Origin of the sequence: Streptomyces sp. KMM 9044 (genome assembly GCF_024701375.2) — a bacterium.
Classification (GTDB): domain Bacteria; phylum Actinomycetota; class Actinomycetes; order Streptomycetales; family Streptomycetaceae; genus Streptomyces.
In genome coordinates this window covers 2,015,157-2,040,503 of sequence record NZ_CP113910.1, presented here as the reverse complement: position 1 = coordinate 2,040,503, position 25,347 = coordinate 2,015,157, and the positions used below count along the sequence as shown (strand labels likewise).

The window sequence follows — 25,347 nt, the reverse complement described above, 5'->3', positions numbered from 1 at the left end:
TTGATGAGTCGGAAACTACGTCGGCCTGCGCCGCCGTACGGCACCGCGCACCGCCGTGCCCCGACGTGCGAAAGCCCGGAAGGCCGTGCCGGGGCCGTCTACGGCGGTGTCACTTCTGCCGCTTGTAGAACGGCAGTGCCACGACCTCGTACGGCTCGTGGCTGCCGCGGACGTCCACGCCGACACCCTCCGTGCCCGGCGCCGCGTACGCCACGTCGACGTACGCCATCGCGATCGGCCGGCCCAGCGTCGGGGAGGGCGCACCGGAGGTGACCTCGCCGATCACCTCGCCGCCGGCGACCACCGCGTACCCGGCGCGCGGCACCCGGCGGCCCTCGGCGACCAGGCCGACCAGGGCGCGGGGCGGGGTCGCCCCGGCGCGGGCGGCGGCCTCGGTCAGGGCGGCGCGGCCCACGAAGTCGCCCTCCTTCTCGAACTTCACCACCCGCCCGAACCCGGCGTCGAACGGCGTCAGGGAGGTGCTCAGCTCGTTGCCGTACAGCGGCATGCCGGCTTCCAGGCGCAGCGTGTCCCGGCAGGACAGCCCGCACGGGACCAGCCCGGCGCCCTCGCCGGCCCCGGTCAACGCCTGCCACAGCCCGACCGCGTGCTCCGGCTTCACGAACAGCTCGAAGCCGTCCTCGCCGGTGTAGCCGGTACGGGCGATCAGCGCGGGGACGCCCGCGACCGTGCCGGGCAGCCCGGCGTAGTACTTCAGGTTGTCGAGGTCGGCGTCGGTCAGGGACCGCAGGATGCCGGGGGACTCGGGGCCCTGCACCGCGAGCAGCGCGTACGCGTCGCGGTCGTCACGGACCTCGGCGTCGAAGCCGGCCGACCGCTCCACCAGCGCGTCCAGCACCACCTGGGCGTTGGAGGCGTTCGCGACCACCATGTAGTGAGGGGTCCCGGCGTGAGGGGTCCCGGCGTGAGGGGACCCGGCCCCGGTGTCCTCGAGCCGGTAGACGATCAGGTCGTCCAGGATGCCGCCGTCCTCGCGGCAGATCATGGTGTAGCGGGCGCGGCCGGGCTTGACGGTCCCGATGTTGCCGACCAGCGCGTGGTCGAGGAGCTGCGTCGCCTGCGGGCCGGTGACGGTGATCTCGCCCATGTGGGAGAGGTCGAAGAGGCCGGCTCTCGTGCGCACGGCGTTGTGCTCGTCGCGTTCGGAGCCGTAGCGCAGGGGCATGTCCCAGCCGGCGAAATCGGTCATCGTGGCGCCGAGCGAACGGTGCAGGGCGTCCAGTGCGGTCCGGCGGGGTGCGGTACTGCTCATCGGTCGGTCTCCCAGGGCAGGACGGGCGAGGTCGTTCCTCCCCATCTGTCATCGGGACCTGAGAGGTTCGCCATGACCGCCCGCGCAGGGGACGACCACGGTTTGCACCTTGGGTGGGGCCGCCGGAAACACGTGCGGCGGCCCGCTTTTCAGATGTGCCTCGCCCACGCGGTAACGGTGCCTGAGAGATTCAAGGGAGGGACTTGCTCCTTCGGCGCCCCGGCGGCAACGGTGCCGGGGACTCTCCCGCGCGGATTCGAACGGCCGGTATGCAGTTGGCGCGCACATCATTGCACGCATCGCCGGGCCGCGGCAGGGGGACCCTTCTGGGAGGAAGCGCAGGGTGTTCGGGTGTTCACGGACGGCTGTGACAGGCCTGTACCGGGAAAGGGAAGGAATCCTGAAGACCGCGGCGTTACCGTCTCTTTACACTCGGCGGGGAGACGGTCCGGTACCTGGTCACAGGGCCGGACCGCCCCCAGGGGAGGACTTACGGTGAACAAGGCCACGGCGTACGCCACCACCACGGGCGTCGCGCTGCCCGAGCAGCAGGCCCCCTCGGTGCGGGGGACCCGCGTCATCCTGCCCGCGCCGGTCGTCCGCGACCTGCGCGAGCGTGCCGGCCGCAGCCCGCACGCCCTGCTCTTCGGCCCCCGCGACCTCGTCGTGGTCACCGGACTGCCCGGCAGCGGCAAGTCCACCCTCATGCGGCGCGCGGCGCGCGGCACCCGCATCGACTCGCAGGACACCCGGGACCGCTGGGACCGCGGCATGCCGCGCCTCCTGCCGTACGCGGTGTACCGGCCCCTGGTCCGCCTCGCCCACTACGCCGGACTGCGGCGCGCCCTGCGCACCGGTGAGGGCGTCGTCGTCCACGACTGCGGCACGCAGGCCTGGGTGCGCCGCTGGCTGGCCCGCGAGGCCCGCCGCCGGGGCGCGGTCCTGCACCTGCTGCTGCTCGACGTCCCCCCGAAGCAGGCCCTGGACGGCCAGCGCGAGCGCGGCCGCGGGGTCTCCCGGTACGCCTTCCGGCGCCACCGCACCGCCATCGACCGGCTGCTGACGTCCGTGACGCGCGGCGACCTGCCCGCGGGCTGCGGCTCGGCGGTCCTGGCCGACCGCGACGCGGCGGACGCGCTGCACCGCATCGAGTTCACGGACTGATCACGGGCCGGCGGCTCCACGGCCGGCCCGTGGACGGGCCGCACGCCGGGGTACGGCAGCGGTTAGCCTTTTCAGCCACAGCAGTGGTTCCAGGCAGGCGGTAGGCAGATGGACTTCCCGGCGGGCTTCTCCGCGGACTTCCCGGCACAGACTCACCCCCACCCGCACGGCGGATGGCCCGGCAACGAACTGGAGGAGGCGCTCTCCGCGTCCCTCGGCGTCCCCTCGGCCGACGGCCGGATCATCGAGGTGCTGGGCCGCAGTCACCTGTGGATACCACTGCCCAACGGCGGCGGACCGGACAGCGGCCCGCTGGACCTGCCCATGACGGAGATCGACGGCCAGGCGTACGTACCGGTCTTCAGCTCCGAGGAACAGTTCCGTCAGGTCGTCGGCACCCACATGTCGTTCACCGTCGCGCCCGCGGTGGAGTTCGCGCGCGGTCTGCCGCCGCAGGCCGGGATCGCCGTGAACCCCGGGGGAGTGGTCGGCATCCCGCTGCCGCCCCCCGCCGTCGCCGCCCTGTGCCGCGCCGGACGCGGCCCGCTGGACGGACCCGCGAGCGGCGGCCGGGTCAAGCTGTTCGCCCCCGACTGGCAGGACGACCCGGTGGACTTCCTCGCCGCCGCCGCCGCGGAGTTCGAGGCCCTCGGCGTCGTCACCACCGCCCGCCGCTGCCTCGCCGAGATCGAGACGGCCGAACCGGTGCTGTTCGTCGGCGTCGAGCTGGCCCCCGCCGAACTGTCCCGGACGGAGGGCGACCTGCGGGCCGCGCCGATGGACGCGCTGGGCCGCGCGCTGGGCCGTGAGCCGGTGAGGTGGCCCGTCAACCTCGTCCTCCTGGACGTGGCCCAGGACCCGGTCGGCCAGTGGATGCGCGACCGCGTCCGCCCCTTCTACCAGTGGCAGCGCTGAGGGGGCTCGGTGCTGCCGGAGGCCGGTCACGCACCGGCGGAGCTCCCCGGCGCCGGGAGGCGCTTAAGCTAGGTTCATCGGGCTCGGGCGAGGGTGTTGTACGGGTGGTACGGAGGGGCGATACAAAGTGAGCGCTGGCACCGCGGCGGCCGGGCAGGTCGAGCACATGCTGCGCCAGGTGACACCCGGGCGTTACGACGCCTATGAGGCGTTGCTGCGCGCGCTCGCGACACCCTCCTCCGGCCACGTCTGGATGCTGCTGTGGCACGGCCAGGCCGGCTCCCCGGACGCCCAGTACGGGAACATGGAGGTCGACGGCTTCGGCTACGCGCCCTGCGTGACCTCCGCCCAGGAGCTGTCCGCCAGTGGCTGGAACCGGTCCTACGAGGTCGTCGACGGCGTCGAGGCCGCCCGCGCCCTCTACCCCGACCGCTACGGACTCTGGCTCAATCCGCACGCCCCCGGCGGCGGCCTCGGCATCCCCTGGCTCGATCTGCGCAGGCTCGCCACCGGGCTGGACCGCCAGCCCGCCGGACCCCTGAGGCTGTCCGAACCCGCCATCGAGATCCCGCAGTTCTACGCCCTGCTCGCGCAGAACGCGCACCGCACTCCCGCCGTCCGCTCGCTGCGCCGTGCCTGGGTGCAGCCGTCGCTCGGTGACCCGTACCTCGCCGTCGGCCTGGACGTGTACGACACGTCGCCGTCGGCCGTGGACGCGGTGCGCGCGATGATGCGGCAGTCCCTCGACGCGGTCCCGGACGGGCTTCCGGTGTCGACCGTCGCGATGTCCGACGAGCACGACCCGGTCGCGATGTGGCTGCGTGCCCACGCGCGCCCGTTCTACGACCGCGAGGCGCACGCCGCCGCCGCCGCGCCTCCCGCCGCGGGGTCCGGCTACCTGCCCGCGCGGTAGGTCCTGTCCGGCGGACCGCGCCTCGGAGGCCGGGGGACGGCCGGGCACGCCCTCCTCGAGCTCTTCGAGAAGGGGGCGCCCCGGCGGCGCTGTCGTCGGCTGCCGACTTCCCCAGGCTCTCGGCTTCGCTCGATCGGGGAACTCCCATGAGCGGGGGCGGCCGGGCACGCCCTCCTCGAGCTCTTCGAGAAGGGGGCGCCCCGGCGGCGCTGTCGTCGGCTGCCGACTTCCCCAGGCTCTCGGCTTCGCTCGATCGGGGAACTCCCATGAGCGGGGAGGGCCCTCATCGCGTCGGCGCCCTCCTCCGCCTTGCGGCTGAACGCACCGGCCCCCGCTCGGCCTGGTCGGAGAGATACCGCCAGTCACCTCCGGCCTGATCCGCCGGACGGGTCCCAGCGCTGACCGGGGCGTATGCGTGAGAGGCAGGTCCGGAAGGACCCGGCCGCACTCCCCGTGATGACTCAACGTGACGGTGTCCGCGGAACGGGCACACCTGTCGACGGAGAGCGCCCGTTTCGCCCTCCCGGCCGCTGATTTCACGTCAGATTTTCGGCCATGTGCACTCAGCTATGGCCAGTCAACCGCCTGTCACCTGCGGTTTCACCCGTCCTTCACGCCGTCCGGCGCTTTTCTCGGGTCTCTTGACGGAGGGTCAGATGTGTCCGAACGGTTAATTTGCAACAGGGGGACGCCTGAAACATCCCTTATGTCAACTGTTCAGATCTCAGCTAGGTATCACCGCTATCCGGACTGTTCTCGACTCGCTGTGAACGTCTGTAGTGTTCGGCCGGTCAAGATGCATCCACATAGCGGACCCGGAGTGGCCCCAATATGCGCATACCCAAGTCCCGAGCCGCTCGGGCGATCACGGCCGCGGTGGCGGTCGGTCTGATCGCCACGGGCTGCTCCAGTGAACGGGACAGTGACAACGAGAGCGGCGGCGAGAAGGACACCTTCGTCTTCGCCGGTGCCGGTGACCCGGGCTCCCTCGATCCTGCCCTGGCCAGCGACGGTGAAACCTTCCGCGTGACGCGGCAGGCCTTCGAGGCGCTTCTGGAGCACGAGTCGGGCGGCAGCGAGCTCGTCGGCGGCCTCGCCGAGAAGTGGTCGAGCAACGACGAGGGCACCGTCTGGACCTTCAACCTCCGCAAGGGCGTCGAGTTCCACGACGGCGAGGCGTTCAACGCCGAGGCCGTCTGCGCCAACTACGACCACTGGTTCAACTGGACGGGCACCTACCAGTCCAGCGCGGTCTCGTACTACTGGCAGTCCATCATGGGCGGCTTCGCGAAGAACGAGGACAAGGAAACGTCCGAGGCGAACTACAAGTCCTGCACCGCGAAGGACGACAACACCGCCGTCATCGAGGTCAAGGAGCCCTCCGCCAACCTCCCCGGCGGCTTCTCCCTCCAGGCCCTGGCGATCCACTCGCCGAAGGCCCTCGAGGAGTACAAGAAGCAGGACGCCTCCGCCAAGGGCGACGCCATCACGTACCCCAAGTACAGCCAGGAGGCCGGCACGGTCGCCGGTACCGGCCCGTACAAGATCACGAAGTGGAACAAGGGCAACAAGGAAGTCTCCCTTGAGCGCTTCGACGGCTACTGGGGCGACAAGGCGAAGGTCAAGAACCTGGTCTTCCGCACCATCGACACCGAAGAGGGCCGCCGCCAGGCGCTCCAGGCCGGTGACATCGACGGCTACGACCTCGTCGCGCCGGCGGACGTCAAGACCCTCGAGGACCAGGGCTACGTCGTCCCGACCCGTGGCGTCTTCAACCTCTTCTACGTGGGCATGAGCCAGGAGGCCAACCCCGCGCTCAAGAAGAAGGAAGTCCGCCAGGCCATCGCGCAGTCGATCGACCGGGAGAACCTGGTCAAGACCCAGCTGCCCGAGGGCGGCAAGGTCGCCGACCAGTTCATGCCCGACACGGTCGAGGGCTACTCCAAGGACGTCAAGCAGTACTCGTACGACACCGCCGAGGCGAAGAACCTCCTCAAGGAGGCCGGTGAGGAGAAGCTGAAGGTCGACTTCTGCTACCCGACCGAGGTCACCCGCCCGTACATGCCTGCCCCGCAGGACCTGTTCGAGCTGATGAAGGCCGACCTGGAGAAGTCCGGCATCACCGTCACGCCGAAGGCGATGAAGTGGGCCCCGGACTACCTGGACGCCACCGAGTCGGGCTCCTGCGACCTGCACATGCTCGGCTGGACCGGTGACTTCAACGACGGCTTCAACTTCATCGGCACCTGGTTCTCCGGGTACGACAAGCAGTGGGGCTTCAAGAACAAGAAGGTCTTCGACGCCGTGAACGAGGGCTCGACCCTCGGCAACCACGACGAGCGCGTGGCCGCGTACGAGAAGGCCAACGAGGCCATCATGGACTACCTGCCCGGTCTCCCGGTCTCGTCCTCCCCGCCGGCCATCGCCTTCGCCAAGAACGTGAACCCGCCGAATGTCTCCCCGCTGACGCAGGAAGTCTTCGCCGAGGTCTCGTTCAAGTAGGCGAGCAGGAGCAACCCAAGCACGAGGAGTCCGCCCGGCCGTCGCAACTCGGCGGCCGGGCGGGTCCGTTCATGTCACACATTACGCAAGAAAGGGGCATGCGGGGTGCTGCGTCTCGTCGTACGAAGACTGCTCCAGCTCATACCCACGCTGCTCGGCCTGTCGGTTCTGCTCTTCCTGTGGCTCGACCGGCTGCCCGGCGGACCCGCCTCAGCGATCCTGGGGGAAAAGGCCACCGAGGCCGAAGTGGCGCGGATCAACCGCGCACTCGGACTGGACCAGCCCGTCTACGTCCAGTACTGGCGCTTCCTCAAGCGCATCGCCGAACTCGACCTGGGCACCAGCACCCAGACCGGACAGCCGGTGTGGGACGAGTTCGTCCTGCGTTTCCCCGCCACCGTGGAGCTGTCCCTCCTGGCGATCATCATCGCCGTGGCCGTCGGCATCCCGCTCGGCTACTTCGCCGCCCGCAACCGCGGCGGCTGGCTCGACGTCACAGCGGTCTCCGGATCACTCGTCGGCATCTGCATCCCGGTCTTCTTCCTGGCCCTGATCCTCAAGCAGATCTTCGCCGTCGAGCTGGGGATCTTCCCCAGCTACGGACGCCTGGACACCGGCATCAACGCCACGAACGTCACCGGATTCGCCGTCCTGGACGGCGTCCTGACCGGGGAACTCGACGCGTCCTGGGACGCGATCATGCACCTGGTGCTGCCCTCCGTCGCCCTGGCCTCCATCCCGCTCGCCGTCATCGTGCGCATGACCCGCGCCAGCGTCCTCGAGGTCCAGGACGAGGACTACGTCCGCACCGCCGAGGCCAAGGGCCTCAAGCGGAGCGTCGTGCGCAGCCGCCACGTGCTGCGCAACGCGATGCTCCCCGTGGTGACCGCGGTCGGCCTGCTCACCGGCTCCCTGCTGTCCGGGGCGGTCCTGACCGAGTCCGTGTTCTCCTTCGGCGGCATCGGTTCCTTCATCCGCACCGCGATCGACGGCCGTGACTACCCCGTGCTCGTCGGGTTCATCATGTTCATCGCGCTGGTGTACGTCCTGATCAACCTGCTGGTGGACGTGGCGTACAGCCTCATCGACCCGAGAGTGCGGGTGCACTGACGTGAGTGTCGCCACCAAGACCGACAAGATCCAGCGCCTCGCGGAACTGACCGCGACCAAGGAGACCAGCTCCGGCGCCAGCCTGTGGCGGGAAGCCTTCCGCCGGCTCAAGCACAGCAAGATGGCGATCATCGGCGCCGTCGTCATCGCCCTGTTCGTCCTCGTCGCGGTCGTCGGGCCCTACCTCACCCCGTACTCCCCGACCGCCCAGGCGTGGAGAGGAGAGGTCTTCCCCAACCGGGGCGAGTTCGTCGGCCCCCGCGGCGACAACTGGTTCGGGCTCGACCACCTCGGCCGGGACATGTTCTCCCGCATGCTGGTCGGCGCCCGCCAGACGCTGCTCGTCGGCGTCGTCTCCACCTTCATCGGCCTGACCGTCGGCTTCCTGATCGGCGGCGTCTCCGGAGCCGCCGCCACCCTCGGCGGTGATGCCGGGAAGCGGATCGACTCCGTCATCATGCGCTTCATCGACATGATGCTGGCGCTGCCCTCGCTGCTGCTGGCCGTGTCCGTGGCCGCCGTCATGGGGCAGTCGCTCACCACGGTGATGATCGCCGTGGGTGTCGTCCAGATCCCGGTGTTCGCGCGGCTGCTGCGCGGCTCCATGCTGGCACAGGGCGGCGCGGACTACGTGCTCGCGGCCAAGTCCCTGGGCGTGCGCAAGCGGCGCATCGTGGTCTCGCAGATCGTCCCCAACTCGCTCAGCCCGGTGATCGTGCAGGCCACGCTCTCCCTGGCCACCGCGATCATCGAGGCCGCCGCCCTGTCCTACCTGGGCCTGGGCAACCCCGACCCGGCCATCCCCGAGTGGGGTGTCATGCTCGCCCAGGCGCAGCGCTTCTTCGACAACGCGCCGATGATGGCGGTCTACCCCGCCGTCGGCATCATCATCACCGCCCTCGGCTTCACCCTCCTCGGCGAGGCCATGCGGGAAGCCCTCGACCCGAAGCTGAGGGGCTGAACCACCATGTCTCTGCTCACTGTCGACGAACTGACCGTCACCTTCGGCGGCCGCGGCCGCAAGGAGTCCCGGGCGGTCGACGGCGTCTCCTTCGCGGTCGACCAGGGCCAGGTCGTGGGCCTGGTCGGCGAGTCCGGCTGCGGAAAGTCCGTCACCTCCCTGGCCCTGATGGGCCTGTTGCCCCACAAGGGCGTCACGGTCGGCGGCCGCGCCGAATTCGACGGCACGGACCTGTTCACCATGAGCCCGTCCGCCCGTCGCGACCTGCGCGGCAGCAGGATGGCGATGATCTTCCAGGACCCGTTGTCCTCGCTCAACCCGGTCGTGCCGATCGGCGTGCAGGTCACCGAGATCCTGGAGCGCCACCGCGGGATGAAGGGGGAGGCCGCCCGCAAGGAGGCCGCCCACCTGCTGGACCGGGTCGGCATCCCCGACCCGGTCCGGCGGCTCAAGGAGTACCCGCACCAGCTCTCCGGCGGCATGCGCCAGCGCGCGCTGATCGCCATGGCGGTGGCCTGTGCCCCGAGCCTGCTCATCGCCGACGAGCCGACCACGGCCCTCGACGTGACGATCCAGGCCCAGATCCTGGAACTGCTCAAGGAACTCGTGGACCAGGAGGGCACCGCCCTGCTGATGATCACCCACGACCTCGGTGTGGTCGCCGGCCTCTGTGACGAGGTCAACGTGCTCTACGCGGGCAAGGCCGTGGAGTCCGCCGGGCGCCGCGAGCTGTTCGCCCACCCCACCCACCCCTACACGCACGGACTGCTGGGCTCCATCCCGCGCCTGGACGCCCCCCGGGGCGAGTCCCTCAAGCCCATCCGCGGCTCCATCAACGACCGCGTCGCCTGGGCCGACGGCTGTGCCTTCGCGCCGCGCTGCGACCGGTACGAGATGGGCTGCCTGACCGGCACCCCGCAGCTGGCCGAGGAGCGTGCCGCCGATCACCGGGTGCGGTGCGTCAACCCCGTACCCGACGACGCGAAGGCCGAGGAGGTCCCCGCATGAGCCTGCTCGAACTGGACGGCGTCAAGGTCCACTTCCCCATCAAGAAGGGCGTCCTGTTCGACCGTACGGTCGGACACGTCTACGCCGTGGACGGGGTGTCCCTGAAGGTCGAGGCCGGCGAGACCTACGGCCTGGTCGGCGAGTCCGGCTGCGGCAAGACCACCCTCGGGCGGTCGGTGCTGCGGCTGGTGGACATCACCGAGGGGTCGGTCGTCCTCGACGGCACCGACCTGGCGAAGCTGCCCGGCGAGGAGATGCGCCGCTTCCGGCGCCGGCTCCAGATGGTCTTCCAGGACCCGCTGGGTTCGCTCAACCCCCGGCAGAACATCGAGTCGATCCTGTCCGAGGGCATGGTCGCCCACGGCATCGGCAAGAACCAGGAGGAGCGCCGCGAGAAGATCAAGGCGATCCTGGAGCGGGTCGGCCTGCCCTCCAACGCGCTGGCCCGCTACCCGCACGAGTTCTCCGGCGGCCAGCGCCAGCGCATCGGCATCGCCCGCGCGCTGGTCCTCGAGCCGGATGTGATCATCTGTGACGAGCCGGTCTCCGCGCTCGACGTGTCGATCCAGGCCCAGGTCGTCAACCTGCTGGAGGAACTCCAGGAGGAACTCGGCCTGACCTACCTGGTGATCGCCCACGACCTCGCGGTCGTCCGGCACATCTCCGACGTGATCGGCGTGATGTACCTGGGCTCGCTGGTCGAGGAGGCACCGAGCGACACCCTCTACGCCGAGCCCAAGCACCCGTACACCAAGGCCCTGATGTCGGCCGTGCCGGTGCCGGACCCGGAGGTGGAGGACCGCCGCGAGCGCATCCTGCTCACCGGTGACCTGCCCTCCCCGGCCAACCCGCCCACCGGCTGCCGCTTCCACACCCGCTGCCCCTGGGCCCAGGCGGAGCGGTGCGCGACCGAGCGGCCGGAACTGCAGGACGTCGGCGGCGGTCACCGGGTGGCCTGCCACTACACCGCCGAGATCGCGTCGGGAGAGCTGACGCGGACCCAGCCGACGGGCATCGAGGCCGTCACGGAAACCGAGGACGTGCCGGCGGAGCGGGCCGAGGGCGAGGCGGAGGTTCCCGCCGCGCTCCTGCCGGCCGACTCGACGACCAAGCCGGACGCCGCGGTGGTCAAGGAGAAGGCGCCCGCAGCGGTCGAGGTCCCGGGCGACCCGACGGCCGATGCCGACGCGAAGGGCCATGACGTGGCGCGGCCGGACGTGTCCGCCAGGGGTTCGGCCGGGACCGACTGACGGACCGCCGTGCTCCCGGATTCCCGGAGCGCCGGACGGAGCAAGACCTCCCGGCGCTCCGGGAACCCTCCGGGCCACCGCCCGGTGTCCGCCCGGAGCGGTTCGCACCGTCGCGGACAGCCCGGCGGCCGTCGGACGACTGGACGGCAGATCTGATCCCACCGGTCCACGGACAGCACGTTCGTCTCACCCCTCGCCTTGCTTTGCAAGGCGAGGGGTTCTTGCCGGGTAAGAATGTACGGGTGCTTCAGCAACTCTTCAGCCCGTCCCTCCTGCACACGCTCGACCTGATCGGCATCTTCGTCTTCGCGATCTCGGGTGCCCTGCTGGCCGTGCGCAAGAACCTCGACGTCTTCGGCATCGCCGTACTCGCGGAGGTCACCGCGCTCGGCGGCGGTCTCTTCCGCGACGTGGTCATCGGCGCGGTGCCGCCCGCCGCCTTCACGGACCTGGGGTACTTCGTCACCCCGCTGTTCGCCGTGGTGCTGGTCTTCTTCCTCCACCCGCACGTGGAGCGCATCCAGAACGCCGTCAACTTCTTCGACGCCGCCGGGCTCGGCCTGTTCTGCGTCGTCGGCACCACCAAGGCGTACGACTACGGGCTCGGCCTGACCGCCTCCGCCTGCATGGGCCTCGCCACCGCGGTGGGCGGCGGCGTGCTGCGGGACGTGCTCGCCAACGAGGTGCCCTCGCTGCTGCGCTGGGACCGCGACCTGTACGCGGTACCGGCGATCGTCGGCGCCACCATGGTCGCGCTGTGCATCCGGTTCGACGCGCTGAACGCGTTCACCAGCACTGTGGCGGTGATCACGGCGTTCGTGCTGCGGCTGCTGGCGCTGCGGTACCACTGGCGGGCGCCCCGCGCCTGGCAGCGCCGCACGACGGTTCGCGAGGAGGAGTAGACGAGGGGAGCGGTGGAGGGACAAGGGGAAAAGCTACCGCTCAGTAGGTCGCTCTTGTACTGTTCATCCATGCCAGAAGCAGCCTCCGCCGCGGCCGTTCGGGCCACCATCGGCGACAGTGAGTTCGATCGCGACACCGCGGTCGTCCCCCGCGCACCGGGCGTCTACGACGCCGATCTCTCCGCCGGATGGACGATCATCAGCGCCGTCAACGGCGGCTATCTGCTGGCCGTCCTGGGCCGCGCCCTCGCCCACGCGCTGCCGCATCCGGACCCGTTCACCCTCACCGCGCACTACCTGACCGCCTCCCAGCCGGGCCCGGCGGTCGTCCGTACCCAGACCGTACGCACCGGACACACCCTCTCGACCGGGCAGGCGTCCCTCTTCCAGACGGACGACCGGGGCCGTGAGGTCGAGCGCATCCGTCTCCTGGCCTCCTACGGCGACCTGGACGCCCTGCCCGACGACGTCCGTACGTCGGCCGAGCCGCCCGTGATACCGCCCATGGACCAGTGCTTCGGTGCCGAGGACGGCCCGGCCCCCGTCGACGGCAGCTCCGCCATCATGGACCGTCTGCTGCTCAAACTGGACCCGTCGACCCTCGGCTGGGCTCTCGGAGAGCCCTCCGGCAAGGGGGAGACGCGTGCCTGGTTCGGGCTCGCCGACGGCCGGGACCACGACCCGCTCTCCCTGCTGCTCGCGGTGGACGCGCTGCCTCCCACCGCCTTCGACCTCGGGCTCAAGGGCTGGGTCCCCACGGTCGAGCTGACGGTGCACGTCCGCTCCCGCCCGGCGCCCGGCCCGCTGCGGGTGTCGATCACCACCCGCAACCTCGCCGGCGGCTTCCTCGAGGAGGACGCCGAGGTCTGGGACAGCACCGGCCGTCTGGCGGCCCAGTCCCGTCAGCTCGCCCGGGTACGCCTGGGCTGAGCTGCCCGACCCCCCATACCCCACCTCCGGGGTCGCCCACCGGACCGCTGTCCAGGGCGCCGACGGCATGGCGGTCGCGTCCTTCGTCCTGGGGGTGCTGGGCCTGCTCGTCCTCGACGTCGTTCCCGGGCCGATCGCCGTCGTGCTGGCGGGCCTCGCCCTGCGGCGGGGCACGACCCGGCGCGCACGCGCCTGCCTGGGCCTCGGCCTGGTCGCCGACCCGCTGGTCCTGCCGGCGTCGACGCAGACGGACGACACGATCTCCCGGAGCTTCCGAGCGGGCGCGGTACCCGGCCGACCGCGCCCCAGGGCCACCGGACACGGCCCGTAGAATCGGCCCCACCATGGCTTACCTCGACCACGCCGCGACCACCCCGATGCTTCCCGAGGCGGTCGAGGCACTCACCGCGCACCTCGGCGTCACCGGTAACGCCTCCTCCCTCCACGCGGCCGGCCGGCGTGCCCGCCGGAGTGTCGAGGAGGCCCGTGAAGCCCTTGCCGACGCCCTCGGCGCACGCCCCAGCGAGGTGGTCTTCACCTCGGGCGGCACCGAGGCCGACAACCTCGCCGTGAAGGGGCTGTACTGGGCCCGCCGCGACGCCGAGCCGGCCCGCACCCGGGTCCTCGCCAGCCCCGTCGAGCACCATGCCGTCCTGGACGCCGTCCACTGGCTCGGCGAGCACGAGGGCGCCACCGTCGAGTACCTGCCGGTCGACTCGCACGGCAGGGTCCACCCGGACGCCCTGCGCGAGGCGATCGCCAGGAACCCCGACGACGTGGCCCTGGCCACCGTGATGTGGGCCAACAACGAGATCGGGACGGTTCTGCCGGTCCGTGAACTGGCCGAGGCCGCCGCCGAGTCCGGTGTCCCGCTGCACTCCGACGCCGTCCAGGCCTTCGGCCAGGTGCCGGTGGACTTCGTCTCGTCGGGGCTCGCCGCGATGACCGTCTCGGCCCACAAGATCGGCGGCCCGTACGGCATCGGAGCGCTGGTCCTGGGCCGTGAGTACACCCCCGTACCCGTGCTGCACGGCGGCGGTCAGGAGCGGCACGTGCGCTCCGGCACGCTCGACGTGCCCGCGGTCGCCTCCTTCGCGGTCGCCGGCCGGCTCGCCGCCCAGCAGCGGGAGTGGTTCGCCCGGGAGATCGGCGCGCTCCGCGACGCGCTGGTCGCCGCGGTCCGCGAGGCCGTCCCGGACGCCGTCCTCGGCGGCGACCCCGCGCCCGGGGGACGGCTTCCGGCCAACGCCCACTTCGCGTTCCCCGGCTGCGAGGGCGACTCCCTGCTGCTCCTGCTCGACGCCCAGGGCATCGAGTGCTCCACCGGTTCCGCCTGCACCGCCGGTGTCGCCCAGCCCAGTCACGTCCTCCTGGCCACCGGCACCGATCCGGACCTGGCCCGCGGCACCCTCCGCTTCTCCCTCGGCCACACCTCCACCCGCGCCGACGTCGAGGCCCTGGCGAAGGCCATCGGCCCGGCGGTGGAACGTGCCCGCCGGGCAGGCCTGACCTGAACGCCGGCTCTCAGGCCTGTGCCGTGAGCGCCCGGCGGACCAGCTTCATGTAGCGGTCCCAGTCCCAGTGCGGACCCGGGTCGGTGTGGTCGGTGCCCGGCACCTCGATGTGGCCGATGATGTGCTCCCGGTCGACCGGGATGTCGTAGCGGGCGCAGATCCGGGCCGCGAGCCGGGCCGAGGCCTCGTACATCTCGTCCGTGAGGTCCTGCGGCCGGTCCACGAACCCCTCGTGCTCGATGCCGACACTGCGCTCGTTGTAGTCGCGGTTTCCCGCGTGGTAGGCCACGTCCAGCTCGCGGATCATCTGCGTGACGCGTCCGTCCTGGCCGACGATGTAGTGCGTCGCCGCCTGGTGCCCGGGGTCCTGGAAGGCCCGCACCGCGCTGTCGAAACTGCCCTGGGTGACATGCACGATCACCATGTCTATGCCGAAGTCGTCGGGCCGGTCCGCGCGCCGCCAGTTGGCGTCCGAGGCCGCCACCCAGCGCGCGCCCGCGAAGTCGACGACACCGTCCTCACGGGGCTTCTCGACCCCCGGCACCCTCCACCACAGGCGGCCCAGTTCGTCCCGTGCGAGCGCGGCCGTCCCCGCGGCGGCGGCCACCCCGCCGACGATCAGGGCCCGCCGGCCGATGCGACGGTCCCCGTCCCTGGTGACCCGGTCCCTGGAAGCTCTTCTCTCCCCCATGCGGTCTACAACGGATACCCGGTGGTTCCGGTTCCCGTGCCCCGTACCCTGGAGACGTTATGACTGAGACCCCGCAGCCCTCCCGTCCCCTTCGCGTCCTGGCCGCCATGTCCGGCGGCGTCGACTCCGCCGTGGCCGCGGCCCGTGCCGCCGAAGCGGGACACGACGTGACCGGCGTCCACCTCGCGCTCTCCGCGAACCCGCAGTCCTTCCGCACGGGCGCGCGGGGCTGCTGCACCGTCGAGGACTCGCGCGACGCCCGCCGCGCCGCCGACGTCATCGGCATCCCGTTCTACGTGTGGGATCTCGCCGACCGCTTCCGCGAGGACGTGGTGGAGAACTTCGTCGCCGAGTACGAGGCCGGCCGCACCCCCAACCCGTGCCTGCGCTGCAACGAGAAGATCAAGTTCGCCGCGTTGCTGGACAAGGCCCTCGCCCTCGGCTTCGACGCCGTGGCCACCGGCCACTACGCGCGCGTGGTCACCCTGCCCGACGGCACGCGCGAACTGCACCGCGCCTCCGACATGGCCAAGGACCAGTCGTACGTCCTCGGGGTACTGGACGACCGGCAGCTCGCCCACGCGATGTTCCCGCTGGGCGACACGGTGACCACCAAGGACGAGATCCGCGCGGAGGCCGGGCGCAGGGGGCTGGCGGTGGCCAGGAAGCCCGACTCGCACGACATCTGCTTCATCGCCGACGGCGACACCCAGGGCTTCCTCGCGAACCGGCTGGGCCGGGCCGAGGGCGACATCGTCGACGAGTCCGGCACCAGGATCGGCACGCACGAGGGCGCCCACGGCTTCACCATCGGCCAGCGCAAGGGTCTGCGGATCGGCACCCCCGCCCCCGACGGCAAGCCCCGGTACGTCCTGGACATCTCCCCGGTGACCAACACGGTCACCGTCGGTCCCGCGGACTCCCTCGACGTCGGCGCGCTCACCGCGGTCGAGCCCCGCTGGTGCGGTACCGCCCCGGCCGGCCCCGGCACCTACACCGCCCAGCTCCGCGCCCACGGCGGCGAGACCGAGGTGAGGGCGGAGCTGGTCGGTGACACGCTGCACGCGTCGTTCACGGAGCCCGTGCGCGGGGTGGCTCCCGGGCAGGCGATCGTGCTGTACGACGGCACCCGGGTGGTCGGCTCCGCCACCATCGCCACCACGGTTCGCCGGGAAGCCGCCACCGCCTGATGTCGAGGGCTCGCAGGAGCTGGCACGGTCCGACCACCCCGGCATAGGCTGGCCGTCGCGGAAGGTCCGCGCAGGGTGAGTCGGCGGCGGGACCTCCCCGCCCCTCCGGGAGGTGGACGGTGCTTCTGCGCTTTCGAGTGGCGAACCACCGCTCGATCCGGGACGAGGCCGAGCTGACACTTGTCGCTGCGGGCGGTGTGGACAGTTCCGACAGCGTCGCGCGGGACAGCGGGATCGCTCAGGACGGTGGCGGGCACGTGCCGGTGCTGCCCGTCGCCGGGATCTTCGGTGCGAACGCTTCCGGCAAGAGCAACATGCTCAGCGCGTTCCACGCCATGCGGGAGGCGGTACGCACCTCCTTCGCGGACTGGGCCAAGTATCCCGGGGTACCGCACCGGCAGCCCTTCAAGCTGGACGCCGCCGGCGCCGAGGAGACCACCCTCTTCGAGGTCGACCTGGTCCTGGGCGCCCGCACCCCCGTCCGTTACACGTACGGCTTCGAACTCTCCGACGACCGGGTGGAGGCCGAATGGCTGCACGCCTACCCGGGCGGCGTCCGGCAGGTCTGGTTCGACCGGGAGGCGGACCGCCCGGCGGAGGACGGCGACGCGTACCTCTTCGAGAGCCCGGCCTTCACCGGCCGCCGCGACGACCTGGTCGCACTCACCCGGCCGAACGCCCTCTTCCTCTCCACCGCGGCCACCCTCAACGACCCTCAGCTGTCCGCCCTGCACCGCTGGTTCCTGAACAACCTGTGGCTGATGACCCCGGGGGAGGACATCAGCCACCGTGCCGACTGGACCAAGCGCCGCCTCACCGAACGTCACGACGACACCGGCTACCGCGAACGACTCGTCCAGCTCCTGGCCGCCGCCGACCTGGGCGTCACCGGCTTCGATCTCGATCCGGACACCGGTACGGTCTCCCTTCGGCACCGGACGGAGGGGGCGGAAGCGGTGCCGCTCGACTTCCTCACCGAGGAAAGCTTCGGCACACACGCGTGGTTCGCCTTCCTCGGCCCGATGCTCACCGTCCTCGACAACGGGGCGACGCTGCTGGTCGACGAGCTCGATTCCAGTCTCCACCCCACGCTGGCCGCCGAGGTCGTCCGCCTCTTCCAGGACCGTGAGGCCAATGCCAAGGGTGCCCAGCTGATCTTCACCACGCATGACGCCACCCTGCTCGGCAACGCCGTGCTGGACCGTCCGCTCGGCCGCGACCAGGTATGGCTCACCGCGAAGACGAAGTCCGGCGCGACCGAGCTGTATCCGCTGGTCGCAGCCCATCCGGAGGCCGGCGAGGACCTGGAGCGCGGCTATCTGCGGGGCCGGTACGGAGGGGTGCCCCGGGTGACCCCGGGCGAGATCGCCCGTGAGGTGTCCCAGCTGGAGGAGAAGGCGGCAGCGACGGCGTGAGCGAGCGGGGTGGGCACGGAGCATGAGCAGCAGACGCAGGTCGAGGAAGGACGCGGCGAGCACGGTGATGCCGCCGCAGGCGCCTCCGCCGCAGTACTCACGTCGCGAGCGGGTGCTGTACGTGGGATGCGAAGGCGAGGCGACCGAGTACGACTACCTGCGCTACCTCAACAAGGAGTACGGGAGCGGGGACAGCGAGACCGGCCGGCCGGCCTTCACCATCAAGCCGGTCCGCAAGGCCGACGGCCTGATCCCGTCCCGCGCCGTCGAGGCGGTCGTCGACGCGGCCCGGGGGGAGGACGAGACCTGGGTGCTCTTCGACCGGGACAGCCACCACGACATCCCCGAGGCCTTCGAGGCCGCAGCGGCCTCGGACACCGAGGTCTGCTTCTCCCACCCCTCCTTCGAACTGTGGCTGCTGCTGCACTTCCAGCCGTTCGGCGGCGCCCAGGGCGCGGCGAAGAACACGCACGTCCTGGAGAAGCTGCGCAAGGCCGACCCCGCGTACAAGCGGTTCGACAAGCCCGACAAGGGTCTGGGCGATGCCCGTACCAAGGCGCTGAAGGGCAGGGAGAAGGCGGCGGTGCGGCACGCGCGAGCCCTGGTCGGTCAGTGCGAGCACGGTGCGTGCAAGCCCGCCAACGCCACGTTCGAGGCTCCGGAGTACGGCCGCTCGGAGAAGGAACGGGCCCCCCGCTCGGGGCACGCCAAGAACTGCGAGCCGCTGAACCGCGACCCGTCCACCGACGTGTGGCGGCTCCTGGTCAGCCTGGGCATCGTCAAGGTCTGAGCGACGGCCGCGCCCCTCGCCGTGCGGCGGCGGATGTCCGGTTTCCGCGCGGGTTGCCTCCCGCACCGGCGGGCCGTCTAACCTTCCGTAGCACCTCCATCTCCGTACGAAGGATCCGCGCGTGGCCAGAATCACCCTGCCCGAGCTCGAACGCCATCTCTTCTCGGCCGCCGACATCCTGCGCGGCCGGATGGACGCCTCCGAGTACCGCGACTTCATCTTCGGGATGCTCTTCCTGAAGCGGGCCTCGGACGAGTTCGAGCCGGAGTGGAAGCGGGTGTACGAGCAGCGGCTCGCGCAGACCGGCGGCGACGAGGCGAGGGCACTGGCCAAGGCGGACAACCCGGCCGCCTACCCCCGCGTCTTCTACGTGCCGCCGCGGGCCCGCTGGTGGCGTGGACCACACCACGACCCGGAGAAACCGCAGAGCCCGGCGCCCGGCATCATGGCCCTGACCGAGAACGTCGGCCAGGGCCTCGACGAGGCATTGGTGGCGCTCCAGGAGGGCAACGACCTGCTCGCGGGCATCGCCTCGCACATCGGCTTCAACGAGGTGGTCGGCACCAAGCCGCGCTTCACCGACCCCGAACTCCGTTCGCTGATCCGGCACTTCAGCCTCTACCGGCTGCGCAACGAGGACTTCGAGTTCCCCGACATGCTGGGCGCGGCCTACGAGTACCTCCTCGGCCGGTTCGCGGACTCGGCCGGCCAGCGCGGCGGCGAGTTCTACACGCCGCGTTCGGTGGTGCGGATGATGGTGCGCCTCGTCGACCCGCAGGCCGGGGAGTCGGTGTACGACCCGTGCGCGGGCTCCGGCGGCATGCTCATCGCGGCCCGCGAGCACGTCGAGGAACACGGCGGCGACCCCGAGGAACTGTCGGTCAACGGGCAGGACAAGAACGGCCCGTCCTGGTCCATGGCCAGCATGAACATGGTCCTGCACGGCATCCACACCTTCGACCTCCAACACGGCGACACCCTCGCCGAGCCGCTCCACCTCGACGAGAACGGGCGGCTGCGCAAGTTCTCGGCGATCCTGTCGAACCCTCCGTTCTCGCTCCCGTACGACGAGGACGCCGTCGCCAGGGCCGACGAGGACCACGGCAAGCGGATGCACTGGGGCTGGACGCCCGGGAGCGGCAAGAAGGCCGACCTGATGTTCGTCCAGCACATGGTGTCCGTCCTGGAGGAGGACGGCGGGCGAGCGGCCGTCGTCATGCCGTACGGGGTGCTCTTCCGGGGCGGCAAGGAACGCGAGATCCGCATCGGGATGCTCCGCGCGGACTGCGTGGAAGCCGTCATCGGCCTCGGCCCGAACCTGTTCTACGGCGCGGGCGTCCCGGCCTGCATCCTCATCCTGCGGCCCCCGCACGGGAAGACCGACCCGAAGCGCCGGGAGAAGGTCCTCTTCATCAACGCCGACCGGGACTTCACGCCCGGCCGCAACCAGAACGAACTCGGCCCCGAACACATCGAGAAGATCGTCAAGGTCTTCCGCAGCTGGCGCCTCATCGACGGCTACTCGCGCGAGGTCCACCGCGACGAACTCCTCGCCCCCGACGCGAAGGGCGTCCCCGAGGCGAACTTCAACATTCGCCGCTGGGTGGACAACTCGCCTCCCGCCGAGCCGCAGGACGTACGGGCGCACCTGTACGGGGGCGTGCCGGTCGCCGAGGTCGCGGCGAAGGAGGGGCTGTTCAGGGCGTACGGGGTCGACGCCGGTTCGCTGTTCGCGCGCCGGGAGGGCTCGGGCGAGTACTACGACTTCCTGCCGGAGGGCGCGGAGGCCACGGCCGCCCGTGTTCCGGGACTGACGTACGCGCGGGAGTCGGAGCTGCGCGAGACGTTCGACGAGTGGTGGGCGAAGAGCTCCGGTCTCTTCGCCCAGCTCGCGGCGGACCGGAAGCTGATGGGTCTGCGCAGTGGGCTTCTCGACGGGTTCACGGCCGCGGTCGGCGGAGCCGGGGTTCTCGACGAGTTCACGACCGCCGGCATCATCGCCGCCTGGTGGACGGAGAACCGCTACGACATGAAGGCCCTCGCGGCGGGCGGCTTCGAGCGGGTCCTGGAAGGCTGGGTCGACTCCGTCGAGGCGATCGTCGACCCGGCGGTCCCGGGTGGCGGCGCGGAGGACGCGAAGCGCACGTCGGTCTCTCCGGCCGAGCGCCGCAGGGCCCTCGACCAGCCGGTCGTACGGGAGCTGATCCCGGAGTTCCTGGAGGCGGTCAAGGCGGCGGACAAGGCCGTCGCGGAGGCGGAGGCCGCGGCGAAGACAGCGGCCGAGGCGAGGTCGGCGGTGGCGGACGCGGGTACGGACACGGACGACGAGTCCGACTCCGAATCCGGTGAACTGGGGGAGCCGGTCGCCCCGGAGCAACTCGCCGCTCTGGACAAGGCGTTGACGGCAGCCAAGAAGTCCCTGACGGCGGCGCGCAGGAAGCGCAAGGCGCTGGACGACAGCTTCCTGCCGGAGTTGAAGCAGGCGGCCAAGTGGAAGCTGTCCGAGGCGGGCGGACCTGAGGGTGTCGTCCTCGCCGTCCTGCGCCGTGACCTGTCCGACCGTCTGAACGCGGCGCTGGCGGCGGGCCGCCGCGAGATCGTCGCCTCCTTCCGACGCTGGGCCGAGAAGTACGAGGTCTCGCTGACGGACCTGGAGGACGAGAGCGGGGACGCGGCGAAGGGGCTTGCGGAGTGGCTGGGGGTGCTGGGTTATGGGCGTTGAGGTCCGATCCACGGTGGCACTCAAGGATGTGCTGCGGAAAGTCGAGACCGGATGGAGTCCGGTCTGCGACTCGGCGCGACCTGCGATGGACGAGTGGGGTGTCCTGAAGCTCAGCGCGGTCACTTCGGGGAAGTTCGTCGCCTCGGAGGCGAAGCGACTTCCCAACGAGGTCCTGCCGAGGATCGCCTTTGAAGTACGGCGCGGCGATGTCCTCATGTCCCGGGCCAACGGGGTCAAGGCGCTGGTGGGTGTCGCCTGCACGGTGAACCAGGTCCGTCCGAGACTGCTTCTGCCGGACTTGGTGTTCCGGCTGGTTGCTGATCCTGACCTGCTGGACCCCGGATTCTTGGGAATCGTGCTGACCTCAGCTGCTGTGCGGCGGCAGATTGAGGCGGCCATGCGCGGGACCAGCGGCCAGTACAAGGTGTCGCAGGCCGACGTACGAGCCCTGGAGATTCCGCGACTGCCGCTGTCCGAACAACGCGACATTGTCGCCGCGCACAAGGCGTTCGAGCGGCGGATCGGGGCGTTGGAGCGGATGCTGGCCAAGGTCGAAATCGCCGAATCCGCGCTCTCTGCGCATGCATTGGGTCAAGTCGGGACAGCCGGTCCGCGTCTCGACTCGGTCGCCACCGTTGCGGCCGGTGTCACACTCGGCTCCGAACTCGTGGGCGACGGAACCATCGAGTTGCCCTACCTCCGCGTCGCGAACGTGCTCGATGGGCGAATTGACACCACTGACGTAAAGACGGTTCGTATCGTAAAGACACAGTATGAGCGTTACGCCCTCAGGAAGGGTGACCTTCTACTCACCGAGGGCGGCGACCTCGACAAGCTGGGCCGAGGTGCCGTCTGGGACGGTCGCATCGACGAGTGTCTGCACCAGAACCATGTGTTCAGAGTTCGTTGTGGCGAGCAGATGTTGCCGGACTTCCTCGCGCTGTATGCCGCGTCGCCCGAGGGCCGAGCCTACTTTCAGCGTGTGGGTAAGCAAACGACCAACCTTGCGTCGATCAACTCGACCCAGGTGAAGCAGATGCCGGTTCCGGTCCCGCCGGTGGAGGAGCAACGGCGTCTACTCGGCCCGGTACATGCGGCTCGGGAGCGGGCTGCCGTGCTGCAACAGCAGATCGCAAAGCTCCGCACGATCCAGCAGGGCGTGATCGAAGACCTGCTCAGCGGCCGCTCCCGAGTGAACCGGACCTGAGGCTTCCTATCAGCGCACCAAGCGACGCCCGGCCCATGACGATCACATCCGCCGGGCGTTCGCTGTCCCGCAGGGCGACTCCTGTCTGTGTCCAGGCAACCTCAACGCAGTTGTTACCACTGGCCTCGGAGTACGAGGACTTGATCCACTTCAGGGCGGACACGACGGGCACCTCTTAGAGGTCGTTGGCGATTTCGGCGATGGCATCTGATGACTGCTTCGGATTCAACGCCACCTGTTCGATCGCGTCCAGTCGCCGACGGAAGTTGGCGAGTTGAGTGGACGAGTGGAAGAAAGCGGCGCCGAGCGGGGAGTCGACCAGGACTGTGTCCAGGTGAGGGCTGGGGCCCACCGCGTACATCACGGAGTCGCCGGCCATGGGGAAGCCGCCCGCCGAGAACGGGATGACCCGGAGAGTGACGTTGTCACGCTCGCCTTCTTCCAAGAGGCGAGCGAGCTGCGCTTTGGCTACCTTCCGCCCGCCCACCTGCATATGCAGCGCGGCTTCGTGGATGAGTCCGATGTAGGGGATGCCGGGCTCATCTGCGATCCGTGCATGCCGCGCCAGCCGATGAGCGATGCGGAGTTCCACCTCAAGGCGGGGCAGGGTCGGGATGAACAAGTCGAAGAGGGCGCGCGCGTGGTCCTCGGTCTGGAAGATGCCGGGAAGATGGGCTGTCTGGACTGAGCGCAGGCTCGTGGCGTAGTGCTCCAGTTCCGATGTGTCGAGGAAATCGGGCGGGATCTTGCCCCGGTACTCCTCCCACCAACCGCTCCGGCGGCCTCCGGTCATGGAGGCCAGGGCGTCGATGAGTTCCTCGTCGTCGCACTCGTAGATGCTCACGAGCCGACGCAGACGGTCCTCGCTGATGCCGTACCTACCGGCCTCGATGTTGGAAATGTTGGTGCGGTCGGTGCCCAGCAACTCGGCTGCCCTGGGAGCGGGCATGCCTGCGGACTCTCTGAGCCGTCGCAGCTCGGCGCCGAGTCGGCGCTGACGGATCGTGGGCTGGCCTCGTGTATTCAGCTACGAGGGCCGTCCGTCAGTGATGTGACGCCCTGATAGCGGAAGGGTGCCCCTGACCTGCGATGATCTGAACTTCCTAGATCAAGAACGTCGCAGAGTGGGGGCACCCAACAGGTGCAGGCTACCGAATGGGATCGTCGGCTCGTTGTGCGGGCCGACGGCAAGAACCTGGTCGGGCATGCGGGCGTGGTGCTGCTGCACCGGATCGCGGACCGGGTCGGGCTGACCCGCGCCCTGGCCGCCGCGCTGCCCCGCGGCGTCGGGCCGGGGTGGCGGGATCGCGGGATGGCCCTGGTCCAGCTGGCCTGCGCGATCGTCCTCGGCGCGAGGAATGTCCTGCAGGCCGAGCAACTGCAGCAGCACTGGAGGCCGTTCTTCCCCGTCCGGTCTCGGACAGCACCCTGTGGCGCACGCTGGAAGCCATCGACGGCCCTGTCGGAGCCCGGGTGGAGCGCGTGCGCGCCGTGATACGGCGTGGGGTGTGGACGCTGCTCGCCCTGCGGCCCGGTGGGTTCCCGTGGATCTCGGTATGCGGGCGCACGCTCACCAACTGGTACGTCCTGGATCTCGATGCCACCTTGGTGACCTGCACCAGCAAGAAGGACGGCGCGGCCGGCACGTTCAAGGGCGGCTACGGACATCACCCGCTGGGCGCCTGGCTGGCCAATACCCGCGAGTGCGTGACCATGCTGCTACGGCCGGGCAACGCGGCGTCCAACGACGTCGCCGACCACAAGACGGTGCTGGCCGCCGCGCTGCGGCAACTCCGCTGCCGCTGTGGTCGAAGCTGCTGGTGAGGATCGACGGCGCGGCCTTCAGCCACGGCCTCCTTGAGCATCTGCAGGCGCTGACCACCAGCCGCCGCCGAGTGCGCTGGGTGACCGGCTGGGCCATCAATACCGCCGACGAGGCCGCGATCGCACTGCTGCCCGCGGACGTGTGGAACGACGCGCTGCGGCAGGACGGCGAGGTCCACGAGATCAAGGGCCCGGACGGACAGAAGGTCACCTACCAGGTCGCCGAGCTGACCGGGGTGCGCGACCTGAGCGGCTGGCCCGAGGGGATGCGGCTGATCGTGCGCCGGGTCAAGCCCTCGCGCCGCGATCTGAAGAAGCTGACCGCGTTCGAGCAGCGCACCGGCTGGCGTTACCAGATCGTCGCCACGAACATCCCCGCCCACCAGGGGCTTTCCGGGGTGTCCGGCTCCGGGCAGGTGTGGTTCGTCGATGCTCTCTACCGTGATCATGCCGAGGTCGAGGATCGTGTCAAGGCGATCAAGCGGATCGGCCTCGGGCTGCTGCCCTCGAAGTCCTGGCAGCTGAACGCCGCCTGGGTGCTGGCTGCCACTATCGCCGCGGACCTCGACGCATGGACCAGGCTCCTTCTCCTGCATGACGAGCCCGAACTCGCCGCCGCCGAACCGGAGACGATCCGCAGGAGGCTCTACCACCTGCCCGCCCGGCTCACCGCCCACGCACGCAGACGCACCCTCCACCTCGACCGCACCTGGCCCTGGGCGCCGGCGTTCGCCACCGCCTGGCAGCGGGCCACCCAGCTTCCGGCCCACACCTGACGGTCGGCCCCGCCCCGACGACAGCGGAGAGGAGAGGACCCGCAGCACCCTCGGGCCCGTGGAACCCGACGCCCCGCAGCGTCACGCGACGGCCCGTCCTCGAACGGCAGGGGACATTACGGGCAAACCGCCGAACCGACCGACGTCACACCGCAAGTGAAGAATCGAGGCTGGTGCTTCGGTGCCATTTACAGCCTCCTTGCTCGCGCACAGTGTGCCGACGCTGGTGGATCGGGTCCAACCGAATCCGATTATTCACTCGTTCCAGTTCAAAGCATGGCACGGGTTAA

The 25,347-nt window shown here is 70.3% G+C and carries 24 protein-coding genes and 2 riboswitches; of the genes, 20 read left to right on the top strand and 4 right to left on the bottom strand.

Going from position 1 to position 25,347, the window contains the following annotated elements:
* Positions 1 to 109: 109 nt before the first annotated feature.
* A complete protein-coding gene (gene gcvT / locus HUV60_RS09130) occupies positions 110 to 1,273 on the bottom strand; it encodes a glycine cleavage system aminomethyltransferase GcvT (protein WP_257847893.1) in 1,164 nt (387 codons plus the stop codon).
* A gap of 35 nt (positions 1,274 to 1,308) precedes the next feature.
* A riboswitch (glycine riboswitch) is annotated at positions 1,309 to 1,432 on the bottom strand.
* A riboswitch (glycine riboswitch) is annotated at positions 1,433 to 1,532 on the bottom strand.
* Between the two features lie 236 nt (positions 1,533 to 1,768).
* On the opposite strand from gcvT, the gene HUV60_RS09125 reads away from it, so the two are divergent.
* The 12 genes from HUV60_RS09125 (at position 1,769) to HUV60_RS09070 (ending at position 14,442) form a co-directional block, all read left to right on the top strand.
* Positions 1,769 to 2,437 carry an ATP-binding protein gene (locus HUV60_RS09125; protein ID WP_257847894.1) on the top strand — a complete coding sequence of 223 codons (669 nt, stop codon included), beginning with the start codon at positions 1,769 to 1,771 and terminating at the stop codon, positions 2,435 to 2,437.
* Positions 2,438 to 2,545: 108 nt separating this feature from the next.
* Entirely contained in the window at positions 2,546 to 3,352 is an 807-nt protein-coding gene (locus tag HUV60_RS09120; protein WP_257847895.1) for an enhanced serine sensitivity protein SseB, read from the top strand.
* A 166-nt stretch (positions 3,353 to 3,518) separates the two neighbouring features.
* Positions 3,519 to 4,265 carry an enhanced serine sensitivity protein SseB C-terminal domain-containing protein gene (locus HUV60_RS09115; protein WP_257850115.1) on the top strand — a complete coding sequence of 249 codons (747 nt, stop codon included), beginning with the start codon at positions 3,519 to 3,521 and terminating at the stop codon, positions 4,263 to 4,265.
* An 831-nt stretch (positions 4,266 to 5,096) separates the two neighbouring features.
* Positions 5,097 to 6,767 carry an ABC transporter substrate-binding protein gene (locus tag HUV60_RS09110; RefSeq protein WP_257847896.1) on the top strand — a complete coding sequence of 557 codons (1,671 nt, stop codon included), beginning with the start codon at positions 5,097 to 5,099 and terminating at the stop codon, positions 6,765 to 6,767.
* Positions 6,768 to 6,872: 105 nt separating this feature from the next.
* Entirely contained in the window at positions 6,873 to 7,877 is a 1,005-nt protein-coding gene (locus tag HUV60_RS09105) for an ABC transporter permease (RefSeq protein WP_257847897.1), read from the top strand.
* 1 nt (position 7,878) lies between these two features.
* Entirely contained in the window at positions 7,879 to 8,838 is a 960-nt protein-coding gene (locus HUV60_RS09100; protein ID WP_042167859.1) for an ABC transporter permease, read from the top strand.
* 6 nt (positions 8,839 to 8,844) lie between these two features.
* Positions 8,845 to 9,846 (top strand): ABC transporter ATP-binding protein, encoded by a 1,002-nt coding sequence (locus HUV60_RS09095; protein WP_069086929.1) that lies wholly within the window; start codon positions 8,845 to 8,847, stop codon positions 9,844 to 9,846.
* The gene (locus HUV60_RS09090) at positions 9,843 to 11,096 is read left to right on the top strand and encodes an ABC transporter ATP-binding protein (RefSeq protein ID WP_257847898.1); all 1,254 of its coding nucleotides are present in this window, start codon (positions 9,843 to 9,845) and stop codon (positions 11,094 to 11,096) included. Before HUV60_RS09095 ends, HUV60_RS09090 begins: the two co-directional genes overlap by 4 nt.
* A gap of 242 nt (positions 11,097 to 11,338) precedes the next feature.
* Positions 11,339 to 11,998, top strand: a complete 660-nt coding sequence (locus HUV60_RS09085; RefSeq protein ID WP_042167866.1) for a trimeric intracellular cation channel family protein — start codon at positions 11,339 to 11,341, stop codon at positions 11,996 to 11,998.
* A 69-nt stretch (positions 11,999 to 12,067) separates the two neighbouring features.
* Positions 12,068 to 12,928 carry a thioesterase family protein gene (locus tag HUV60_RS09080; protein ID WP_257847899.1) on the top strand — a complete coding sequence of 287 codons (861 nt, stop codon included), beginning with the start codon at positions 12,068 to 12,070 and terminating at the stop codon, positions 12,926 to 12,928.
* A gap of 67 nt (positions 12,929 to 12,995) precedes the next feature.
* On the top strand, positions 12,996 to 13,259 hold the full coding sequence (locus HUV60_RS09075) for a DUF4190 domain-containing protein (RefSeq protein WP_257847900.1): 264 nt from the start codon (positions 12,996 to 12,998) through the stop codon (positions 13,257 to 13,259).
* A 13-nt stretch (positions 13,260 to 13,272) separates the two neighbouring features.
* Positions 13,273 to 14,442: a cysteine desulfurase family protein gene (locus HUV60_RS09070; protein WP_257847901.1), complete on the top strand. Its 1,170-nt coding sequence runs from the start codon at positions 13,273 to 13,275 to the stop codon at positions 14,440 to 14,442.
* A gap of 10 nt (positions 14,443 to 14,452) precedes the next feature.
* Here HUV60_RS09070 and HUV60_RS09065 read toward each other — a convergent pair whose 3' ends face one another.
* Positions 14,453 to 15,133, bottom strand: a complete 681-nt coding sequence (locus HUV60_RS09065) for an N-acetylmuramoyl-L-alanine amidase (protein WP_257847902.1) — start codon at positions 15,131 to 15,133, stop codon at positions 14,453 to 14,455.
* 59 nt (positions 15,134 to 15,192) lie between these two features.
* Here HUV60_RS09065 and mnmA point away from each other — a divergent pair, with 59 nt between their 5' ends.
* From mnmA to HUV60_RS09040, 5 genes are all read left to right on the top strand, one after another.
* The gene (gene mnmA / locus HUV60_RS09060; protein WP_257847903.1) at positions 15,193 to 16,323 is read left to right on the top strand and encodes a tRNA 2-thiouridine(34) synthase MnmA; all 1,131 of its coding nucleotides are present in this window, start codon (positions 15,193 to 15,195) and stop codon (positions 16,321 to 16,323) included.
* Positions 16,324 to 16,442: 119 nt separating this feature from the next.
* A complete protein-coding gene (locus HUV60_RS09055; RefSeq protein WP_257847904.1) occupies positions 16,443 to 17,738 on the top strand; it encodes an AAA family ATPase in 1,296 nt (431 codons plus the stop codon).
* A 22-nt stretch (positions 17,739 to 17,760) separates the two neighbouring features.
* Complete coding sequence (locus tag HUV60_RS09050; RefSeq protein ID WP_257847905.1) at positions 17,761 to 18,528, top strand: RloB family protein; 768 nt, start codon at positions 17,761 to 17,763, stop codon at positions 18,526 to 18,528.
* A gap of 121 nt (positions 18,529 to 18,649) precedes the next feature.
* Positions 18,650 to 21,250: a type I restriction-modification system subunit M gene (locus HUV60_RS09045; protein WP_257847906.1), complete on the top strand. Its 2,601-nt coding sequence runs from the start codon at positions 18,650 to 18,652 to the stop codon at positions 21,248 to 21,250.
* Between the two features lie 13 nt (positions 21,251 to 21,263).
* Positions 21,264 to 22,457, top strand: a complete 1,194-nt coding sequence (locus HUV60_RS09040) for a restriction endonuclease subunit S (protein WP_257847907.1) — start codon at positions 21,264 to 21,266, stop codon at positions 22,455 to 22,457.
* Here the strand turns inward: HUV60_RS09040 and HUV60_RS09035 are convergent.
* Entirely contained in the window at positions 22,426 to 22,620 is a 195-nt protein-coding gene (locus HUV60_RS09035; protein WP_257847908.1) for a DUF397 domain-containing protein, read from the bottom strand. The two genes, HUV60_RS09040 and HUV60_RS09035, sit on opposite strands and share 32 nt — an antisense overlap.
* Before the next feature lie 12 nt (positions 22,621 to 22,632).
* Complete coding sequence (locus HUV60_RS09030; protein ID WP_443047505.1) at positions 22,633 to 23,484, bottom strand: helix-turn-helix domain-containing protein; 852 nt, start codon at positions 23,482 to 23,484, stop codon at positions 22,633 to 22,635.
* A 114-nt stretch (positions 23,485 to 23,598) separates the two neighbouring features.
* On the opposite strand from HUV60_RS09030, the gene HUV60_RS09025 reads away from it, so the two are divergent.
* The 3 genes from HUV60_RS09025 to HUV60_RS09015 are packed head-to-tail and all read left to right on the top strand — an operon-like array spanning position 23,599 to position 25,057.
* A complete protein-coding gene (locus HUV60_RS09025; RefSeq protein WP_257853088.1) occupies positions 23,599 to 23,952 on the top strand; it encodes a hypothetical protein in 354 nt (117 codons plus the stop codon).
* Positions 23,940 to 24,281 (top strand): transposase, encoded by a 342-nt coding sequence (locus tag HUV60_RS09020; protein WP_257853090.1) that lies wholly within the window; start codon positions 23,940 to 23,942, stop codon positions 24,279 to 24,281. Before HUV60_RS09025 ends, HUV60_RS09020 begins: the two co-directional genes overlap by 13 nt.
* Positions 24,278 to 25,057 (top strand): transposase, encoded by a 780-nt coding sequence (locus tag HUV60_RS09015; RefSeq protein WP_257853091.1) that lies wholly within the window; start codon positions 24,278 to 24,280, stop codon positions 25,055 to 25,057. Before HUV60_RS09020 ends, HUV60_RS09015 begins: the two co-directional genes overlap by 4 nt.
* Positions 25,058 to 25,347 lie beyond the last annotated feature (290 nt).

Bases quoted from the DNA above. Each gene is read 5' to 3' on its own strand.
- HUV60_RS09065 (WP_257847902.1), bottom strand. From the start codon at position 15,133: ATGGGGGAGAGAAGAGCTTCCAGGGACCGGGTCACCAGGGACGGGGAC.
- HUV60_RS09095 (WP_069086929.1), top strand. From the start codon at position 8,845: ATGTCTCTGCTCACTGTCGACGAACTGACCGTCACCTTCGGCGGCCGC.
- HUV60_RS09070 (WP_257847901.1), top strand. From the start codon at position 13,273: ATGGCTTACCTCGACCACGCCGCGACCACCCCGATGCTTCCCGAGGCG.
- HUV60_RS09120 (WP_257847895.1), top strand. From the start codon at position 2,546: ATGGACTTCCCGGCGGGCTTCTCCGCGGACTTCCCGGCACAGACTCAC.
- gcvT (WP_257847893.1), bottom strand. From the start codon at position 1,273: ATGAGCAGTACCGCACCCCGCCGGACCGCACTGGACGCCCTGCACCGT.
- HUV60_RS09075 (WP_257847900.1), top strand. From the start codon at position 12,996: ATGGCGGTCGCGTCCTTCGTCCTGGGGGTGCTGGGCCTGCTCGTCCTC.
- mnmA (WP_257847903.1), top strand. From the start codon at position 15,193: ATGACTGAGACCCCGCAGCCCTCCCGTCCCCTTCGCGTCCTGGCCGCC.
- HUV60_RS09110 (WP_257847896.1), top strand. From the start codon at position 5,097: ATGCGCATACCCAAGTCCCGAGCCGCTCGGGCGATCACGGCCGCGGTG.
- HUV60_RS09115 (WP_257850115.1), top strand. From the start codon at position 3,519: ATGCTGCGCCAGGTGACACCCGGGCGTTACGACGCCTATGAGGCGTTG.
- HUV60_RS09080 (WP_257847899.1), top strand. From the start codon at position 12,068: ATGCCAGAAGCAGCCTCCGCCGCGGCCGTTCGGGCCACCATCGGCGAC.
- HUV60_RS09090 (WP_257847898.1), top strand. From the start codon at position 9,843: ATGAGCCTGCTCGAACTGGACGGCGTCAAGGTCCACTTCCCCATCAAG.
- HUV60_RS09050 (WP_257847905.1), top strand. From the start codon at position 17,761: ATGAGCAGCAGACGCAGGTCGAGGAAGGACGCGGCGAGCACGGTGATG.